Below are 19,806 nucleotides of genomic sequence, written 5' to 3'. Positions count from 1 at the left end.
TGTGAGAAATTCCGACGGTGGTCGATGGATGGAGTGAAATAATGCTCCAGAAATTCCAATTTGTAGATACTGTCCCTCTAAATCCATCGGAAATCCGAAAAGCGAAAAGCGGTGGGAGATAAGTAATGTGTCCCCGGAATTGCCCTAAGTAATGTGTCCCCGGAATTGCCCATGTCCCCGGAATTGCCCACTGAATGGTGGGGCTTGTCCAACACAGGAACTATCCTATTTTAGTTATTTCGCAACTTTTATGCTGCACGGCCAAAATATTTTCAGCTTCCCACCGGTAATGACTGACCTCTTTCGCATGACTGATGTAGACGACGTTCAACTAGACAGTATCAGATTTCTTTTCCCATGTTTCTACTTGTCGTTTGGAATGCAGGACGAAATGAATTTATGGAATGGTGGTTTTTTTGTAGATGGAGCCTACGTGGATGCTTCTTTGTGGGAGAGTGGACTACTGAGCGTCATATTGAGCACTCGCCGCAAAGACGTAGACTACAAAAAAATGAATTTTATTTTAGAGCGGGACCGCTATTTTTACTTTCCGCTGATGTTTGATACACCGGGAACAACGGTCGGCCAGGCAATTGATGTGGCGGTCCAGAAGGAGCAACCTTTTAGACCACATGACGTTCCTGATACATCCGGTCTCTATTCAGTAGGTGACCGCAACGTGATAGTCATTGATCGTGGAAAGCTGACTCAAGTAGAGGTGGCTCGTGAGAACTCAGAAGGTTTTCCGACCTTCCGCGCCGCTCTACGATTGATCGTCAATGGGATTTGCTACCTGAGTTCTGAAAAGCCGGACATAGAATACAAGTACCCCGATGAGACTCCGAGAACGTGGATCGAAATTCTTGAGCAATCAACACGGAAGGCAGACATCAAGCGAGCAAAACAAGCACTGAATTCTTTAGGAATCTACTCAAAGATTCATTTCTGCGGGGAATCAATCAGAGTTGAATACGAAGGTCTACCAACCGGCAGGGAGCTTTCTCCCCATTGGCGTAGAGGACATTGGAGAAACCAGGCTCACGGTGAAGGCTTGTCACTCCGCAAACTAATTTGGATCAAACCGACCCTAGTTCGTCGCGACAAAGGAGAACCGGAGAAAGGCCATATCTACCAAATCGAACCGAGCGATTGATGAAATGGAGAGCATGAAAATGGAAGACACCATTCGGCAGAATATTGAGTCTCTGATGAAGCGGCCGTAGTGGCCCCCTGAAACAAGTTCAGAGTGACGATTGGTGTTGTTCAGGGTGACGGATCGGTGTCGTGCAGGGTGACGATTGGTATCCGCTCGGCATGGCCATCGATCCGGACGGATCGAAGACCATGGCACCCCGGCTGCGGTTAAGGTGAGACGGTCAAGGGCCTCCGCAGGTGATGAAAAGGATTGATCCCCGATGCTCGGCTGTTGGACAGACTGCATCATTGGGTGATCGACAATCCAACAAACAGGGAATCAGCGATGCGCCGCGACGCTCAGGACGCGGCCCCAGGGGGCGAGGCGCGGATCGGTGCGGCAGGCTTCCTCGGCCGCGAGGATTTCCGCGAAGTAAACGGGGTCGGCCAGGCGGTCGTCGTCCAGGCTTTGCCAGAAGGGCCCCTCGCCGAAGAAGTGCGACATTCGCCGCGAGTCGACGCGCCAGCCGGTCCGCTCCAGCAGTTCGCCGAGCGAGGTTTCGTCGAACAGGCGGACGAAGCAATCGCCTTCCCGCAGCAGCGGTTCGCCGGCCAGCAGGCGTCGCCATTCGCCCGGCCGATCCGCCGCCCGGACCGTCAGCGCGCCGGGTTTGGCCTCGACCGACAACAGCAACCGCGCCCCCGGTCGGGACACCCGTGCCAGGCGCCGCAGAGCCAGTTCCGGATCGCCGACATAACAGATCAATTCCACCGCGAACAGCAGATCGAACGAGGCGGCCGGCAAGGTGTCGAGCCAGGAAAGATCAGCCCAATGCAAAACGACTCCGGACAGATTCCGCTCGGCCAGGTGCGCCCGGCAGGCGTCCAACGAGCGGCGGCAGGGATCGAACGCCATCACGTCGGCGAAGCGGTCGGCCAACTCGACGGTGAACCGGCCAATGCCGCATCCGGCGTCCAACACCCGTGTCTCGCGCGGCAAGCCGTCCAGGCAGGCAGCGAAATGAAGCCGATAAATCGCCGTGGAAAGTCGTTTGAGTTGGAAAAAGGGCGAAGCCGGCCGCAGGAAGTCCATCGCTTCCGGCCGGCTCGACCATGCTTCCTCCTGGCCGATCAGATTGTGGAAACCCGGCTCGATCGCCAACACGGCCGCCCGCGATTGCTCCGAGTCGGCGAGATTGCCGGCCAAGCCTTCAGGAATGAAATCTGACAGTCGGGAAGTCATGGTAAAAACATACTAACGGAAAAGCCCGTTTTGGTCACACCCTTCCTTTCCCTTTGTAAAAGGGTAGGTCGAGAGTGAACAAAGAAGGGGGGTTCTTACGGAGAAGAACCTACTTCTTAGGGGTTTCGGGTCTTGGTTTGGGGGCCGGACGCCAGTTCATTGGTACTCCCTGGATTTGGTTTGTTACCCTATGTAACTACTCGCAAAAAAAGTATCGCATGTTGTTCTTGGTGTCAATCAAACTTTTTCTTGCTTTTGAGATTTCGGATCCGCTCTTGAATCGGATGCACCGACCGGCGAAGAGTTGAAAAATAGCGCATCGCCTGTTACTGTTTCAAACTGAGTAGCGGGAAAGAGAGACCAATGGATCAAAGCAAATTGGCGCCTCCATCATCCGATGATAAAACACCGGTCATCCACAACCGACGTGAATTGCTGCTTTTTCTTTTTCTTCGGATCCGCGAAACGGGAAAATGGTGGTTATATCCGATACTTATTGTTATTGCCATTCTCACATTATTCGTCACGTTAACCGGTAATTCGTCGATTCTACCGGCGATTTACGCATTTTTCTGAACGGATTCGGGCATCGATCGCATCCGGACAGATTCGGCGCATCGATACGGTTGAGCGTAAAAAGCGCGGAAATCAGATTAATGAAACGAATCATTTCCTGGTTGATTTGCGCTATCGGGTTGTTGTTGCCATGGCGATGGCGCGTGTTTTATGCCCGGCTGATCGGTGCAACCATGCAAGCCCTCTATGGAATCATTTTTCTCTTGACCCGGTTTCTGATCCGCCAACTTCGCTATCCGGATGGTAAAAAGTGAAACAGGCGGCGGTTCTTTTTTCCGGCGGCACGGATTCCACCGCGGCGGTGGTATTGATCGCCGAACATTTTGAGCGGATCCACTTGTTGACTTTTCGACATTCCGGCCTGCGTAAAGTGGGCAACAGTTCCTACAATCTCCCGGCCCTGCAAAAAAAATTCGGCGCCGGGAAATTCGTTCATCGCGTGTTTGATACCGACCGACTCTTCCGCGCGCTGACCTACGAGCGTTATTCGCAAAACGTCAGGCGGTTTGGATTTTTCAATTTGACCACGTGCGGTTTTTGCAAGCTGGCGATGCACGTGCGGACCTTGCTCTATTGCCTGGATCACGGCATCGACGAGGCCGTCGACGGCGCCAACAAAAACATGAGTCACTTTCCCGCCCAGATGCCGGAGGTGTTGGCATTGTTGCGGGGAATGTACGCGCGCGCGGGGATCGCCTACACGAATCCGGTATTCGATTTCGATTTTCCCGCCGAGATCGACTGGTTTCATAAATTGGGGCTGGCCGCGTTGGCCAGGCCGGCGGAAGCCGCCAACGCCGTAACCGGCCGCACCACGGGACAAGTGTTGTTCGAGGCCGGCCTCATGCCCGAGGAAAACATCAAGGGCAAAGCGCTGGACCGCCGCCTGCAACCGCATTGCCTGCAACTCATGTTGCTCAATGTTTTTGCGCTCGGTTACTACATACCGAGCCACGGGATGGAGCGTTATCGCCGCGGAGTCGCCGATTTTTATCGCGAAAAAATCGCGCGTTGCGATGAATGGATCGATGATTACCGGCGAAACCGCGCCGCCGGCCCCCTGGGGCGTTGGATCGAAGCGGCGCCGATTTTCGAGGAATGATCGTGAAATCATCGCCGCGCCCTCCTTCCCGTCTGGCGAAATTCATCGCGTTGTCGGCGGCCTTGATTTTTTTTCTCGGCGCAGAAGCCGTTTGCCGTCTGGCGGCAGGCCCGAATCACCTGGACGAGATTCTTAAGCTGTTGCAACGCGATCCGGTTCTCTTCTGGCGCGTCCGCCCGAATTTGCGCACGCGTTTTGCCGGCGTGCCGGTTTGGACCGATGGGCGCGGCCTGCGCGTCCGGCCGGTGGAGGGCGTCGCGCCCAAGGCCCGCTACCGCGTGCTGTGCCTCGGCGCCTCGCCGACCTTCGGGTGGGGAGTGAACTACGAGGAAACCTATGCAGCAGTGGCGGAAACGAGCCTGCGGCAGGCGGGATTGTCGGTCGAGGTAATCAACGGCGGGCAGATCGGTTTTTCGTCTTTTCAGGGCAAATGGCTGTTGCGGCGTGAACTGGCCGACCTGCAACCACGGGTGGTGACAATCGCCTATGTCATCAATGACATCGATACCTATCGCTTCTTTCGCAGCGACGGCCGGCCGGATGCGATGCTGCCGCCGGAAAACGAAGCCTTGACCGCCGTCGCCGATTGGCTGGATCGGAGCAGCTTTTATCGCTGGTTTTCGGGTTTTCTCCGGGCGGGAGCCGACCGGAGAAAAATTCACGCCGGCCAGCCGGTGCAAGTTTATCGCCCCGCCAGCCGGCGCGTGCCGCCGGACGATTATCGCGCGAATCTGACGGAGATGGTGGATTTTGCCCGGGCTCGCCACCTGACGCCGATTCTGATCGCCATGCCGGTGCATTTGCCGAGCGGCGAACCGGCGCCGGAGGAGACGCGGCAACAAGCGAGCGAATTGTTTCATCGGGCGATGCGGGATCGGACCAAGGAACATTGCCCGACCGTGATTTCCATGCTGCAACAGGTGATTGCGCTGGACCCGGATTTCAGTGCGGCGTATTACGAGATCGGCTATTGTCAGGAACAACTCGGCCGGCCGGCGGCCTCCGCCGAGGCGTTCGCCGCCTTGATGAAAAGCGAAGCGCGCCGTTGCGGGCGAGATGGCCGCGCCTACAATCGGCTGATGCGCGAGGTCGCGGCTGAAAAAAACGTTGTGTTGATCGACGCGGCGGCCGTTTTCTCGCAACGGGGGGATGAAGACCTTTTTCTGACCGCGCAAGGCGACCCCATCCATCCAAGCGCCGCGGGGCATCGTTTGCTCGGCGAATCGCTGGCCGGCGTTTTGCAGGCCGATTCGGCGGCGAGGGAAGCGCGATGAACCTGCACTCCCGGCTGCAAAAGAGTCGGAAGACTCTCGTGGCGCTCTGGCCGGCGCATCTGGCCGCATTTTTCATCGGCCTAATGTTCCTGCATTACTCGCCGGTACTGGGCCATCTCAAACTGAAACCGTCCTATCGTTTCGCCGAGGTCCACGAGTTGGGGTTGCAGTTGGTCGAAGTCGCCGCGCCGTCCGGCGGCCGACTGGAACAGGTCGATTTTCATTATCCGCTTTCGTCCGGCGAGACGCTCGATCTTTTTTTCAAGCTTCCCACTGGGCGATACGCTGAATTGTTTTTTTCCGCCGAGGGCGCCGTCACGGCGCGGTCGATCGCCGTCGATCAGGTGGAAACGATCACACGCCATCGGGCTCCGGCCGGGCGGTACCGGATTCGTTTTGAAGAAGGCCGGCCGCGGTTGGTCGGGCCGGAGGGAGAAATCGCGACGGCGCTTGCGGGGGTGACCGGCGATTTGCCGGCCTACGTGCGCGTCGGACCTCGGTTGCTCAATAAAAGCGTTCTTCCGCCGACCGATCTGCTATTCGAATATCACTTTCCCGACCAACAGGGAAAAACGGTGGTGCGGCAATTCTCATGGTGGATTTACTGGCCGATAATGGCGGCGATCTGCCTGTTGGGTTTCCTGTTGTTGTTCGTATTACCCCTGGCGTTGCTTTCCTTGCTGCTGTCCAAGGAGGCGTTGCAGGTCATCGAATTGAGTCTCGCCCTGCTGTTGCCTTTTTCCCCAGGTTTTTTTATCTATTCGTTCGTTCATCGCGATGCAATCAAACCTTACGATTTTTCCAATCTGGTTTATACCGACCAAAGCGCCGGCCGGTCCGGCGAACCATCTTACCAGCGGATATTACCGGCGCGGCAACCCGGCGAACAACGGGTTTTGTTGATCGGCGGCAGCGTGCCGCGCGGCAACCCTGCCGGGGTGGACCAAAGCATGGCGGCGGTGGTCAATCGCCTGTCGCGCGAGCAGGGTCGGCCGGTGGTCGTGATCAACGGCGCCCAGAATGGCTGGATGATTTCCCGGTGGGCGGAATATTTGCCCGAACTGACGCGAATTTCGCAGGCCGATACGGTGATGTTTTACGGCGGTTGGGTCGGGTTCAACGTCACGGCGGTCCGTGTGCCGACGACGTTCTACCTCTTGTTCATTTTTTACGGCAGCCCGCAATGGGTTCCTTTGGCTTGGATGTACGATTCCAAGCGGGCGGAAAAATTATTTACGGAATACGACATCATCCAGGATCGCACGCGGCGCCTGGGCGTCCGCTGGATCGTGATCGATGACGCCATCCCGCGTTGGGATCCGTCTTTTCAGCTCTATTCGGCTTTTCGCCGGAACCTGCTGGAACACTTGGAAAAAAAGGGCGTGGAGGTCATTTCCCTGTTCGAACCGTTTTTAAAGGCCGAGAATGACTTCCTTTTTTACGATATGGACCATTTAACGCCGGCCGGGCAGGAACTTGCCGGCCGCCTGATTTGGGAGTACCTGAACCGGGAATCGCCGACCGGCGGGAGTCAATGATTTGACGGCTAAAACGGCCGTCGGATACCGTGGCTATGGGGCCGGCACCCAAGTGGGCAACTACATTTTGTGCTTGACTTTTGCCCCAAGGTTTTAGATATTGCCCATCCCAAAAGTTGGGGCCAAGCGGGAATAGCTCAGTGGTAGAGCATCGCCTTGCCAAGGCGAGGGTCGCGGGTTCAAATCCCGTTTCCCGCTTTTCTTTTTTGGCGGCGTAGCCAAGTGGTAAGGCAGAGGTCTGCAAAACCTCCACCACCGGTTCAATTCCGGTCGCCGCCTTTCCGCGCCGCATGATCCGACGGCCGACAAGTCGAACTTGCCGGCCGTTTTCGTTTAATGATTTCAGGCGGTCGCCGCCGGCTGACCGGCTTTTGTTGTGACCACGGCCCACCGGTGCTAAACTTCCGGCGGCGATCATTAATGATGTCTTTTCCGCGCCTTCACCTGCGGAGCCGAAGCGATGCAATACCGGTGGTTGGCGGCCATATTGGCGTTTTTCCTCTTCGGGCCGGCCCTGGCGCCGGCGGCCGCGTCGCGCCTCACGCCGCTGGACGAAGCGACGACCTTCGCGATCTGCGAATACGTGGACGACGCCGGCATCGTCGACGAACTGATCGATTCGGGCGTCGAGGTGGTGCTGCGCGGGTACTTCAAATGGGGTTCCGATCCGGCCGATTGGGAACCTTACGCCGACGGCGTCGCCCGGCTGCACGAAGCCGGGTTGCCGGTGATCGGCGGCTTCACGGCCTCGTCCTTCTTCCGCTACGAGGACGGCACGACCGACGAGCAGTTCGCCGACTTCGTGACGCGCGACGCCGGCGGCAACGTCGTCATTCTGTGGGACGACAACGGCGCGCACTATGCCAGCAGCAATCCCGCCGTCGTCGATTTCCTGCTCGAACACGCACGGCGCCAGGTCGAGGCCGGGCTCGACGGTTTTCACATCGACGAACCGCAATACATCCAAAGCCCGGGTTGGAACCTCGGCAACGAAGGGTACGACGACTACGCCGTCGCCGCGTTCCGCGACTACCTGTGGGAAAAGTACCCCGATTACACGGCGGCGGACTGGAAGAACGAGTTCGACATCGACGACATCGCGACCTTCCAGTACCGCGACTATCTCGCCGCGCACGGCTGGGCCGATGTTCCGTTCTTTTCGTTCCTGACCAATCCGCTCTTCTTCGAATGGGAACCGCTGCTCCAGTGGTTCGACCCGGTGCGCCTGTTCACCGCCGACCCGGTCGCCATGTACAGCGAAAACGATTTTCACGGCCACGCGACGCGCCGTTACCTGGAACAACTCACCGACGGCATCCAAGATCTGGCCGCGGAGTACGGGCGGCCGCTCTACTCGTGCGTCAACGGCATTTCGCCCTTTGTGGATTTCCAAATGACCTTCATCCTGGCGCCGTATCCGCTGCGCTGGTCGTTCGTCGATTGGTTCCGCCGGGGCCGCGAAGCGAGCCGCGAACTGCTCGGCCGCGACGCGCCGCTGATCTATTTTCTCGATTGGCCGACCAGCATGGAATGGTACAGCGGCCTGTCCGAACAGCAGAAGATCGACTACATCCGCGTCAATTCGGCCGAGGCTTACGCCAGCGGCGTGTTTTACGCGTTCCATTTCAAGAACTACCTGCAGGACATCCGCACCAACGGCACGCACGACACGGTCTTTCACCTGATCGACTGGTTCAAGGTGCACGCGGATTACTACCACGGCCTGACCGAGCACCCGCGCCGGCGCGAGGTGGTCGTGCCGGATCGCCAGATCGCGCCGACGCTGTGGTACGACCCCGAAACGCAATTCGCCTTGCTGCACCTGATCAATCACCACTATCCCGGAACGCACATCGAGCCGCAGACCGACGTCGCGGCGACCGTGCCGATCGGCGGCGTGCTGTCGGCGACGCTGATTTCGCCGGATTTCGACGGGGAAATTCCGCTGGCGTTCGAAACGAACGACGAACAGACCTCGCTGGTCGTGCCGAGCCTGGAATTTTACGACGTGGTGGCGCTGGAGTACGAAACGGTCACGCCGCCCGACGACGATGACGACAACGACGATGATAACGATGACAATGATGATAACGATAATAATGATGATAATGATGATAATGATGATAATGATGATAATGATGATAATGATGATAATGACGACAACGACTCCCCGAGTGCCGGGAAGGCCGGCGACGATGACGACGACGGCGGTTGCGGCTGTTGATCGCCGCGTGGGCGAGATGTGATTTTCACTGTTTCAAGACCACCAGACGGATGTTGCCGAAAATGAAATTCCGGGCGGTTCACGCGATTCCCCATTATCACAGCGACCTCGAATGGTGGAAAACCGAGGGCGATTACGCGAAGGACCTGCTGGCGATCGACCGCGAGGTCGTCGCCATGCTGGCGCGTCACCCGGAATTCACCTACGTGCTCGATCAGGCCTTCAGTGTGCAGCCGTTGCAGCGCGAGGATCCGGAGGCGTTCCGGCGCTTGCGGGAATTCACGGCCGCCGGGCGGGTCGAAGCGGTCGGCTCATGGCTGGCCGCGCCGGATCACAACCTGCCGACCGGCGAGGCGCTGGTGCGCAACCTGCTTTACGGCAAACGCTGGTGGCGCGATCACCTCGGGCAGTACCCGCGGGTCGGTTGGGGCCTGGACACCTTCGGTCATCCGCCGCAACTGCCGCAGCTATTGCGGAAAAGCGGAATGCCGCACTACCTATTCACCCGCGGGCTCGATCCGTTCGACCGGCGCAATCCGTGCGCCTTCGTTTGGGAAGCGCCCGACGGTTCGGCGGTGCTGTCGTTCTGGTTGGTCGCGATGTACGCGGGTCTGCCGCCGCTTTTCAAAAGCCGTTTCTGGAACGTGCGTTATCACTTTCGCGAGGTGCGGGCGCGGCTGGCCTACGAGCAACCGCACAATGCCGCCCCGGTTCATCTGATTCCCTTCGGCTTCGATTTCCTGGCGCCGTCCGAATCGTGGGTTGACTTCGTGCGTCGCTGGCGGCGGACGCCCGGCACGACACCGCTCGAATTTTCCCTGCCGTCGCGCTTTTTCGCCGCGCTGGAACCGCACCGCGCCGAGTTGCCGGTGCGCCGCGCGGAAATGAATCCGCTGCACAGCGGCGGCTACGAATCGCGCCACCGCATCAAACAATTGGCGCGCGACCTCGAACAGCGCATCCTGGCGTGGGAACGGCTGGCGACGGCGGCCTGGCTGTCGGGCGCGGCGTATCCGGCGCGGGAAATCGGCGACGCCTGGCGCGAGCTGATCAAGAACGATTTTCACGATACGATCAACGGCACGCCGATCGATCCGGCCATGCGCGAAGCCTTCGCGCGCGGCGCCGCGGCGGCAAAAACGATCGCCGCCGGTCTCGCTGGCGCCATGGAAACGATCGCGGCGCGGCTGGATACGTCCGGCGCGTCGCGGGATTGCCTGCTGGTTTTCAATCCGCTGACCTGGCCGCGGTCGGCGACGATTTCCATTCCATGGGAGGTGGCGCGGGACGCGACGCCGGTCGATTCGGCGGGACGGCCGCTGCCGGCGCAAGCGACCGCCGATGGCCTGCTGACGGCGGTCGAGCTGCCCGCGCTCGGCGTCGTGCGCCTCGAGCTGTCGGCGACGCCCGCGCCGCCAACGCCGCCGCCGTCCCGGCGAGAACCCCGATTCACGTTGACCGACGGCCTGCTGCGGGCGGACATCGACGCGCGCGGCTTGTGCGGTCTGGCGGACGTCGCGACGGGCCGCGAGTTGTTGCGCCCGGGCGATGTGCGTCCCGGCGGAGTGCGGGTGCTGGCGGATTTCGGCAACCTCTGGACGGTGGCGTTGACCGGCGAGGAAGAACTGGGCGCGCCGTTGGGCCAACCGGTTTTACTGGAGTCGGGGCCGCTGCGCTCGGTCGTCGCGGTGCGCGCCGAATATCCCGCCGCCACGGTCGAAACGCGTTACGCGCTGTTGCCCGGCCGCGGCCGGCTGGAAGTGGAAACGCGGCTGACGTTGCGCCGGCGCGATCGCCGCATCCTCGCCTGGCTGCCGCTGGCGTTTTCCGGCGAGCTGGTTTGCGAGACGCCGTACCACGCCACGCCGCGCGCGCCCGGCCATTGGCCGAGTCAGGGCTGGGCCGGCGTTTTCGGGGCCGACGCCGGGTTGGCGGTGCTCAATCGGGGGATTCCCTCGACGGTGTTCGACGGCGCGTCGCTGGCGCTGGGGCTGCTGCGCTCGGTGTCGGTCGGGCCGCGCGGGTTCGGCAAATTCGTGCGCCGTCATTGGCGGCAAATCCTGGCGGCGCTGGGCCGGACGGTGCGGCTGGGCGTACTGGGCATCAACCTCTTCGAACTGGCGCTCGGCAACCTGCACTGGCTCATCCTGCGCGAATACGCCAGCGGCGGCGTGCCGTATCGGCCCGGCCTGATCGGGCCGCGGGACATGCTGCGGGTCTATCGCGACTATCGCCGGCCCGCCGATGCCTGGGACCTGGGCGAACACGAATTTCACTACGCGTTGCTGCCGACGCGCGGCCGGCCCGCGTTCGACGAACTGACCCGCCGGGCGCGCGAGTTCGCGCTGCCGCCGTTGTGGCGCGCGGAACCGCCGCACGCGGGCGACCGTCAAACGCCGCTTTCGTTGTGGCGCCTCGAAGGAGACGCGATCTGCGACGTGCTCAAACCGGCCGAGGATTCGCCGGCGATCGTGCTGCGCGCTTACGACGCGTCGGGCCGCGGCGCGCGCCTGGTCGTCGATCCGGGCGTCCCGTTGACGGGCGCGCACCGCGTTTCGCTGGGCGAGGACGAGATCTACCGGGAAGAGCCGCTGGTCGGCGGCCGGTTGGAAGCCGCGCTGGCGCCCTGGGAAATCGCCACGTTCGTTCTGCGAAGGGGGACGGATTGATCGACCAGGGCGACGGCGAGCGCGGCGTAGTCGCCGATCGCCTCGCCGAGCTGGGCCGGCACGATCGCGCAGCATTGCCGGGCGAGCGGCAGCGCCTCGGCGGCGAGCACTTCCTGGGCGAGCGGCCAGAAGAGGTCGCGTTGCCGGGCGAAGATGCCGCCGATGACGATGCGTTCGGGATTGAGGAGGTCGACGAGCATCGCCAGACCGCGGCCCAGGTAGCGCGCGCTGGCGGCGATGATCTCGCGCGCCGCGGCGTCGCCCGCCGCCGCCGCTTCCGCGATCGATTGCGCGGTCGGCGGTGTCGCCTCCACAGCGAGGCGGCGAGAAAACGCTCGTCCGGCCGCGGCCAGGCCGCCGCCGCTGCAGAAGCCCTCGAACGAACCGGCCTTGCCGTAACCGACCGGTCCGTCTTCCGCCAACCGGATGTGACCCACCTCGCCGGCGAGGTCGCTCGCGCCGGCATACAACCGGCCGTCGAGAATCAGACCGGCGCCCATTCCCGTGCCGAAGGTCAGAAAAATCAGGTGCCGGCAGCCGCGGCCGGCGCCCCAGTGCCATTCGGCGAGCGCCCCGGCGTTGGCGTCGTTCTGCAACCGGACCGGAATACCCAGCGCCGCGCGGCATTCGTCGACGATCGGCACGCGGTCCCAGCCAGGCAGATTGGGCGGCCCCAGGATCACGCCGCGCCGGCTGTCGAGCGGCCCGCCGCAACTGATACCGAGCGAGTGGACGTCGGCCGGCGCGATTCCCCGCGCGGCGCAGATCGCCCGCGCCTCGCCGATTAACCGCGGCAGAATATCACCGGGCGCGGTCCGGCCCTCGTTGGCGAAAGCCGCGCGCGCCAGGATCGTCACGGCTTCGCCGTCCGGGCGGCCGAGCACGACCGCGCACTTGGTGCCGCCGATATCGAAACCGAGCAAATACTCGCCCATCGCTGTTCCTGTTCCGCCGCCGGACGGCGGCGGCCTCAGTTCGCTTGCACCGGGTAGACGAACGGCGCGTCGAAGAAGGACGCGACTCCGATCAACAGTTGTTCGGCCGTCGCGATCCATTCGTAGCGCACGGCGACCGCGCCGGCCGGCACGACGGTGGTCTTCTCGTAGCGGAACCATTCCGGGATGTTGATCGGCCCCAGCGCGTCGCTCTGCAGGTCGTTGCCGGCGTCGTCCAAGAAGGTGATTTGCAGATCGGCGTGCGATTGCGGGTTCCAGGTGCGCAGGTAGGCGCCCCACAGCAAGGCCAGCTCGCCGGCGGCGATCGAATCCGCGTAAGCGGCCAGCGAAATCACCTGCGAAACGCTCGTCGCTCCCGGCGTGACGAGCAAGGCGCCGAGCCACCAGTCGCCGGTGGCCGTGTTCACGTTGATGTTGGAGCGGATCGGAATGAAATGGTCCTTCGCCAGGAGGTAGCCGCCGGGGATGTCCCAATTTTCCCGGCCGGACTCGAACAGCGGGTTGGCCACCAGGTTGCCGCCGAGCAGCCCGTGCGGTTCCTCCAGCGTGACGACCGACAGGTTCAGGGCATCGAACGCGGCCGAATTGAATTCCCACGGTTCCTCGCCGGCGATGGCCCGCAATTTGACCTGGGCGTAGCGGGTGCCGGGCGGGATGTCGTCGACGACCCGCCAGGGTTGCCAGAACATTTCGTCGTAGCGGCCGCCGGCCACGTGTTTGAGCAGCTTGCCCTGGGCGCTCAGCAGTTCCACGACCCCTTCGCTTTCGTCGTGAGGGTACAGGATGTTCGACGTGCCGCCTTCCGCGACGCGGTAGCCGGTGGCCGAGGCGCCGCCGAAAGCCAACCGGCCGTAACCGGCGTCGATCAGCGCGGCGTATTCATCCAACGGCACGAGCTGCGTCGCGTAGCCGCGCAGGGTGACCGGCGAGCCGGAGAAATAGCTGTCGCCCGTCAAAGGCAGGACGTGATTGAACTCGGCGGCTTGCTCCATGCCGTCGAATTCCCACCCGGTCTCGCCCAGTTCCGCGCCGGGGTTGGCCAGCAGGTTTTCGTAAAACGGAAAGGTGATTTCCAGGGTCGCAGCCGTCTGGGCGCCGTCGACGTCGGTGGCGGAAGCGACGCGGGCGGTCAGTTCGACCCCGGTCGGCAGGGCCGCGGCGGCGCTGACCAGCGCCAGCGTGCCGTCGCCGATGATTTCGGTAGCGGCCAGTTCGAGTTCCGTCTCGCCGTCGAGCAGCGCCGCGTCGAGGTCGGCGAGCGGTTTGTCGAACAACAGGCCGATCGATTCGGGACCGAAGCCGTACACCACGTCGAGCAGAATCGGCGGCACGAAGCCGGTCGTTTCCGGGAAAAAGACGGTCGTGGTCTGCGGCTTGTGGTCGGAGCGGTTCGGCGTCAGGTGCATGATTTCGCCGGTCACCGTGCAGCCGCCGGACGACTTGTTGAAATAGGTGTTGTCGATCAGTTGCTGGCCTTCCGCGCCGTAGAACATCATCGCCGGCCAGGTGGTGCGACACGAGGGGCAGACGCCGAGCGATGCCCAGGCGTCGGCGACCTGCTCGTCCAGAATCCGGGCCTGGGTCGAGCCCAGCTCCTCGTTCCAGTCGCCCATCAGGACGATTCGCTCGACCGGATCGACCGACAGGTAATTGTCGACCAGTTCGCGGTTTTGCGAATCGCCGGTTTCGTTCCAGTCGACGTGCACGCCGTACACCGAGATTTCGTGCCCGTCGATTTCGACGTTGGCGTGCAAAAAGCGCCCGAGGCCCGAGACTTCGTAGTGATGGAGCTGGGGATCGATCAACGGCGTGGCCGTCATCAGCGATTGGTCTTCGCCGTAGAAATAGTACATGCCCAATTCCGCCGCGATCGGCGCCGCGTATTCCTCGGGGCATTCCTGCAGCGAAAAGACGTCGAAGGGCCCGTGCGCCGCCAGCGCCTGACCGATCTCCTCCGGCGAACCTTCCTGGCCGCCGTGGATGTTGAAGTTGCCGGTGACGACCGTGATCCCTTCCCGCGATTCGGCCGGGCAGGAGTAGCGCTTCCACTTCAGGGGTTCGACGGCGGTGATGGCGGGGAAGGTATCGTTGTCGTCGTCATTGTCGTTGTCGTCGTCGTTGTCGTCATCGTTGTCGTCGTCGTCGTCGCCGGCGGCGGAATCGTCATCATCTTGAGCCTGCCCCGGACCTGATCCGGGGTCGTCGCTTTGGTCGCAGGCCGCGCCGAGCATGCCCAGACAGAGCAAAAAGAAAACCGTCGCCAAACGGAAGATCGAACGCATGGAATTCTCCGGTTAGAATGGGTTCCTTGAATTGGAGCGGAAACCGCCGGAGGCGTCAATCGCCGATTCAGGCCGGGTTTCCCGGCGCGGCCGTTCGGCGTTAGATTATTAGCGCAACCCAGCCCAGGACAAACCGAATGCCGGAACTGCTCGCGAGCGGTTTCTATTGGCTCGATCTGGCGGTCGGCTTCGGCGGCCCGCCGGTTCTCCTGTGGCTTCGGCGTCGGGGCCGGATCGATCGGTTCGATTGGCGGATTTTTTGGCTCGGGGTCGTTTTGGGCGCCTGCTGGGAAATCCCCGTCTTTGTGCTGAGCCAACACTCCGGCCTACCGATCATCGTTTGGCGGCTCGAATTGCCGGTCCACTATCTGGCGTTCCTGACGGCGCATCTCTTCTGGGACGGCGGGATTTTACTGACCGGATTTCGGCTACTGCGATGGTTTTATCCGCCGTTCGCGCCGCGGCGTTTTCGGTGGGCCGCGCCGGCGGTGCTGATCGTCTGGGGACAACTTACGGCCTTTTTGGTGGAATCATCCAGTGTTCTTTGCGCCGGCTGGATCTACGTCACGGGTTATTGGTGGAACCCGACGCTGCTGTGGCTCGCCGGCGAACCGCTCACCCTGTTGCCGCAACTGCTTTGGCTGTGGACGACGGTGGCCGGTTACTGGATCGCGGTCCACGGAAAAGATTTCGGGCAAGCGGTCGCAATCCGCCGGATGAACCGGTAATATAGAACCCGTTCGTGAGGCAATAAAAAACGCGATCCGTCCGTTCGATGGTCAAGGGAGGGGAAATGTCGTTGCTGTCGAAAACGAGCATTGGTTGTTTACTGTTGCTGCTGTTGCTCCTGCCGGTCGCCTGCGGCAACGAAGGCGACGACGCGGATGACGCGACGCGGGCGGACGACGATTCCCTGCCCGCCGATGACGATCAGACCGGCGACGACGATGACGACGACAACGACGACAACGACGACGATAATGACGACGATAATGACGACGACAACGACGACGACAACGACAACGATGATAACGACGACAACGACACCTACGAGCCGACGCCCGAACCCAACCCCAACGCCAAGGCCGACGCCTTTCGGCTCTTTTACCGCGAACGGTCGCTGCGCGCCCTGACCAGCATGAACCGCTTCTCGTTTTCGGGCGATGCGGTTTTCGCCAATGCGTTCGGCAGCGTGGCGATCGCCCGCGACGGCGACGAGTTCGAGGTGGTGCCGGGGCCGGACGACAACAATCCGTTCGGCAAAACCGCTTTTTCCTCGTGGAAGTTGTACCAGGTGCTCGGCGGTCGCGAGCTCGAATTGTCGTTGATCCGCCAGTTCGAGGGCATGGCCTTCAACGAGGCCGTGTCCGGCCACCCGGGCCTGACCACCCGCGAGGCATTCGCGGCCTGGACGCGCACCATGGACGGAACCGGCGGCACGATCACCCGCCTGAAGGACGGCGCGCCGGTCACCCCGCCGGTCACCTATCCCGACGAATTGGAGCAGGAAATCCTCGCCACCTTTTTCGACGGCGTGAAATTCACCTACCGCGAGGATCCCGCGGAATACCTGTTTAATTTCCGGGCGATTTACGACGTGGGCAGCTTCGCCGTGACCTACGTGTTCGACGAACTGGATCACGATCCGCCGTTTCTGCGGCAATCGGACTGCTGTTCGTCGTTCATGATCTCGCAACTGGGAACCTGGGAAGGCGCGATCTGGGGCAACCACAATTCGCGCGATAATTTCACCGATTACGCGCTGGGCTTCCTGGCCGCGATGGAAGCCGAGGCGACGGCGGATCTGCCCGCCGATTTGGCGCAGGCCGCGCACGACGCCGTCGAGGCCGCGCACCGCACCGGCGACAGCATCGTCGCCAACGACAACCGCCTGATGACCGTCGACGAATGGCACGACTACGACACGCTGACCGTCGCCGGCGCGATGAACCCCGACGGCGAGGTGGAATGGCAGGACCTGGGCAGCCTGTCGGCCTGCCAGATGGCCTACGTGGCGCAGGCGATCTCGACCGACGGCCTGAGCTGGCCGGTGCCGCAACTGCCGCTGCCGGGCGCGATCGAAACCACCGCCCTGCAGTACGTGTTCGACTTGATCGGCGTGCCGTTGACCGCGCCGGTCATTCAATGCAAGACGGTCGACGACGCGTTCATCGGCCTGGGCTGGGGCGATATCCTGTCGCTGGAGGTGTTCGGCGTTCCCTGGTACGACCTGGCCGAGGTCGTCGGCCTGCTCGTGCCGGGGGTGTGGGCGGATTTGCTCGGCGGCATGATGGACGATTTCCAGGAACTGGAGCTGGGTTCGGTGGTGCTGTCCTACTACGCGCGCTTCACCGGCGACCAGCAGTTGTTTACCGCAACCCGCCGCAACCTGCGCAACATGATCGAAATGCAAAAAATCCTGGCGCACCTGGTCTACGAACTGGCGCGCGACCCGTTCGCCGCCGCCGCGGCCGACGCGGAAAAGGGCGCGGGGACGATCGCCGGGCTGACCGCTTCCGCCGAGGAGATGCTTTACAAGGCGGCCGCCTACGCGCGGATGTTCGACCTCGATTGGCCGCTGGAGGATTTCGCCGGGTTCGCGAGCGGCGACGAGGCGACGGCGGTGCTCGAACAGCAACTGGACATGGCCGACACCACGGACTGGGCTCTGTTGACCGACGAGCAGATCGCGGCGGCGGTGGAGGCCAAGCTGACGGCGATCACCGAGCGGGCGCCGTGGCGCGTGCAGCGCTACCGGGACCGGTTCGGCACGACCTATCCGGTACGGCGCGCGGGCGACGGCTACGAATGCATCGGTCCGGACGAGCAATGGCAGCCGACGGAAAACCCGCGCCACGTCGGGTTCGGCGGATTTTCGCTGTGGTTCGAGGCGCCGTTGTGTGAAATGGCGCCGCAAACGCTGGACTGCACGTGGGCGGCCATGGGTTGCGCGCCCGCCGATCTGGACGGCAGCGGCACGGTCGACACCGCCGATCAGGACTTGTTCGCGGCCGCCTGGGACGAATACTCGGGGGTCGCCTGCACGCCGGACAACGAATGGTGCGACGGCGCGGACTTCGATCAGAGCGGCGCGCTCGACGAGGAGGATCAGGGCTACCTGACCGCGGCGGTCGGCTGCCGGGTCTGATTCGGGGAGATGATGATGGCGACCAGTCAAAGCACGATCGACTACTTGTTGGACCAACTCGGCGCCTTGCCCGGCATCCGCACCCGCAAGATGTTCGGCGAATATGCACTGTACGTGGGCGAGAAGGTCGTGGCGCTGGTGTGCGACGATCAACTCTTCGTCAAGATCACCCCGGCCGGCCAGGCGTTCGTCGGCGGGCGCTACCAGGAAGGCGAGGCCTATCCGGGCGCCAAGCCGTCGATGCTGATCGACGCCGATGAGATCGACGACAGCGACCGGCTGTGCGAACTCGTGCGCCTCACCGCCGCCGCGCTGCCGACCCCGAAACCGAAAAAACCAAGGAAGAAGCGCGAAGCTTAGACATGGCCCCGGCCGGAGAAGCGATGCACCGGCGCCCCGATCTGATTCAAATGAGCCCAATACGGCTTGTACACCAGCACTTCCTCGTCGTCGCCAATACCATTCGGTTGTCCATTTGAGTTTATCCAAAACAAGTCGTAAAAAAAGTGTAACTGGGTGTAAATGCCAATGAAAAAGATGAAAAAAGAAAATATGGGGTTTTTTGACTTTCTAGGTCACAGATGTCACTGGAAATCAGATTAAAATCATTTAAATATAAAAGATATAAATTGATATATTACAATTATAAGCCATAATATTGTAAATGCCATCCACATTCGATCTGCCTGTGATTGAAACCATTCTATTGGTTTCACATATCCATATAATTTGCTCCTATATTGTAAAGATGCCGCCAGTCTTTTTCGCCATAACCATCCGGAAATAATGATTATGCTCATAAATATTATGGAGAATAGGTTTGCTTTATCCATTATTCAATCCTTATCATATAATATCACACCTCTTTGTTGTTGGATATGCCCAGTATACCTGCGGTGAATAACTACCCGGTGTCCCGATGCCATATTCGAAAAAGAAACTATCACTGTAACCGACCGATCCGCCGGGGCCAACATCATAAAATAATGGTAAAAAGCCAACAACTGCCACTGCCCACCCAGATGATACATTGTTAGGTGAGAAAGAAACGGAGGCTGAAGGTAAAATATTAGAAATTGAAAAGGGAATAGGAAAATAGCCCCCTACATATGGTGTCATTCCATTACCATCAAACATGACGCCCCCTGTGATGCCTCCAGCGGAAACATTAACATCAATATACCAGAATCCATTTAGATCATAATACACCAAGGGATTATTGACGGTATATGTATAAGATAACTCTCTTCTCAAAGTGCTTTTTAATGGAATTTTAAAAATCATCCCACTCTCCGCCTGCAAATACCTCCCCGCAGTCGGATCGTAATAGCGATGCCAATTGTAGTGCAGGCTGGTTTCGGCGTCGTAATACTGGCCGGGGAAGCGGAAGTTCATGGTGACGGCTTCGTCGTCGCCGTCGGGATCCTCGTCGAGCGCCACCGTCTTGCCGAAGGGTTCGTACTCCGCCGCCCAGACCACAGCGCCGTCGGCGTCGGTCAGGCGCACCGGCGCCCCGATCTGATTCAAATGCGCCCAATACGGCTTGTACACCAGCACTTCCTCGTCGTCGCCCATCGCCCGGCCGCTCCGGGCCGTCAGCAGCAAGAAGCTCCCCGCGATCATCCCGCCCGCCAGCAGCGCCGCCAGCGACAACCGAATC

14 protein-coding genes and 2 tRNA genes are annotated in these 19,806 nt (G+C 61.0%); 12 read left to right on the top strand and 4 right to left on the bottom strand.

Annotated features, from left to right (window positions below; translation table 11 throughout):
* The first annotated feature begins 250 nt into the window (after nt 1-250).
* Nucleotides 251-1,153 carry a hypothetical protein gene (locus tag GX444_15835; GenBank protein NLH50049.1) on the top strand — a complete coding sequence of 301 codons (903 nt, stop codon included), beginning with the start codon at nt 251-253 and terminating at the stop codon, nt 1,151-1,153.
* Between the two features lie 321 nt (nt 1,154-1,474).
* Here the strand turns inward: GX444_15835 and GX444_15830 are convergent, their stop codons facing one another.
* Nucleotides 1,475-2,377: a class I SAM-dependent methyltransferase gene (locus GX444_15830; protein NLH50048.1), complete on the bottom strand. Its 903-nt coding sequence runs from the start codon at nt 2,375-2,377 to the stop codon at nt 1,475-1,477.
* Nucleotides 2,378-3,033: 656 nt separating this feature from the next.
* Here GX444_15830 and GX444_15825 point away from each other — a divergent pair.
* The 8 genes from GX444_15825 to GX444_15790 all read left to right on the top strand — a co-directional run bounded on the left by GX444_15825 (nt 3,034) and on the right by GX444_15790 (nt 11,760).
* A complete protein-coding gene (locus tag GX444_15825) occupies nt 3,034-3,207 on the top strand; it encodes a hypothetical protein (GenBank protein NLH50047.1) in 174 nt (57 codons plus the stop codon).
* Nucleotides 3,204-4,055 carry a hypothetical protein gene (locus GX444_15820; GenBank protein ID NLH50046.1) on the top strand — a complete coding sequence of 284 codons (852 nt, stop codon included), beginning with the start codon at nt 3,204-3,206 and terminating at the stop codon, nt 4,053-4,055. The genes GX444_15825 and GX444_15820 overlap by 4 nt, the downstream gene beginning before the upstream one ends.
* A gap of 2 nt (nt 4,056-4,057) precedes the next feature.
* Nucleotides 4,058-5,329 (top strand): hypothetical protein, encoded by a 1,272-nt coding sequence (locus tag GX444_15815; GenBank protein NLH50045.1) that lies wholly within the window; start codon nt 4,058-4,060, stop codon nt 5,327-5,329.
* Nucleotides 5,326-6,867 (top strand): hypothetical protein, encoded by a 1,542-nt coding sequence (locus tag GX444_15810; GenBank protein ID NLH50044.1) that lies wholly within the window; start codon nt 5,326-5,328, stop codon nt 6,865-6,867. Before GX444_15815 ends, GX444_15810 begins: the two co-directional genes overlap by 4 nt.
* Nucleotides 6,868-6,993: 126 nt before the next feature.
* Nucleotides 6,994-7,065, top strand: a tRNA-Gly gene (locus GX444_15805).
* A 10-nt stretch (nt 7,066-7,075) separates the two neighbouring features.
* A tRNA-Cys gene (locus GX444_15800) sits at nt 7,076-7,146 on the top strand.
* Between the two features lie 181 nt (nt 7,147-7,327).
* Nucleotides 7,328-9,091: a hypothetical protein gene (locus GX444_15795; GenBank protein NLH50043.1), complete on the top strand. Its 1,764-nt coding sequence runs from the start codon at nt 7,328-7,330 to the stop codon at nt 9,089-9,091.
* Between the two features lie 62 nt (nt 9,092-9,153).
* Nucleotides 9,154-11,760: a hypothetical protein gene (locus GX444_15790; GenBank protein NLH50042.1), complete on the top strand. Its 2,607-nt coding sequence runs from the start codon at nt 9,154-9,156 to the stop codon at nt 11,758-11,760.
* Here the strand turns inward: GX444_15790 and GX444_15785 are convergent.
* Both GX444_15785 and GX444_15780 read right to left on the bottom strand, forming a co-directional pair.
* Entirely contained in the window at nt 11,667-12,695 is a 1,029-nt protein-coding gene (locus GX444_15785; GenBank protein ID NLH50041.1) for an ROK family protein, read from the bottom strand. The two genes, GX444_15790 and GX444_15785, sit on opposite strands and share 94 nt — an antisense overlap.
* 35 nt (nt 12,696-12,730) lie before the next feature.
* Entirely contained in the window at nt 12,731-14,998 is a 2,268-nt protein-coding gene (locus GX444_15780) for an endonuclease/exonuclease/phosphatase family protein (GenBank protein NLH50040.1), read from the bottom strand.
* 137 nt (nt 14,999-15,135) lie between these two features.
* On the opposite strand from GX444_15780, the gene GX444_15775 reads away from it, so the two are divergent.
* The 3 genes from GX444_15775 (at nt 15,136) to GX444_15765 (ending at nt 18,506) form a co-directional block, all read left to right on the top strand.
* The gene (locus GX444_15775; GenBank protein NLH50039.1) at nt 15,136-15,726 is read left to right on the top strand and encodes a hypothetical protein; all 591 of its coding nucleotides are present in this window, start codon (nt 15,136-15,138) and stop codon (nt 15,724-15,726) included.
* 65 nt (nt 15,727-15,791) lie between these two features.
* Nucleotides 15,792-18,146, top strand: coding sequence for a hypothetical protein (locus GX444_15770; protein NLH50038.1), 2,355 nt, complete (start codon nt 15,792-15,794; stop codon nt 18,144-18,146).
* Nucleotides 18,147-18,161: 15 nt separating this feature from the next.
* Entirely contained in the window at nt 18,162-18,506 is a 345-nt protein-coding gene (locus GX444_15765) for a TfoX/Sxy family protein (protein ID NLH50037.1), read from the top strand.
* Nucleotides 18,507-18,992: 486 nt separating this feature from the next.
* Here GX444_15765 and GX444_15760 read toward each other — a convergent pair whose 3' ends face one another.
* Nucleotides 18,993-19,769: a hypothetical protein gene (locus GX444_15760; protein NLH50036.1), complete on the bottom strand. Its 777-nt coding sequence runs from the start codon at nt 19,767-19,769 to the stop codon at nt 18,993-18,995.
* Nucleotides 19,770-19,806: the final 37 nt, after the last annotated feature.

The sequence above is a fragment of the Myxococcales bacterium genome (assembly GCA_012517325.1).
Classification (GTDB): domain Bacteria; phylum Lernaellota; class Lernaellaia; order Lernaellales; family Lernaellaceae; genus JAAYVF01.
This window is presented reverse-complemented; position numbering and strand designations above follow the sequence as displayed.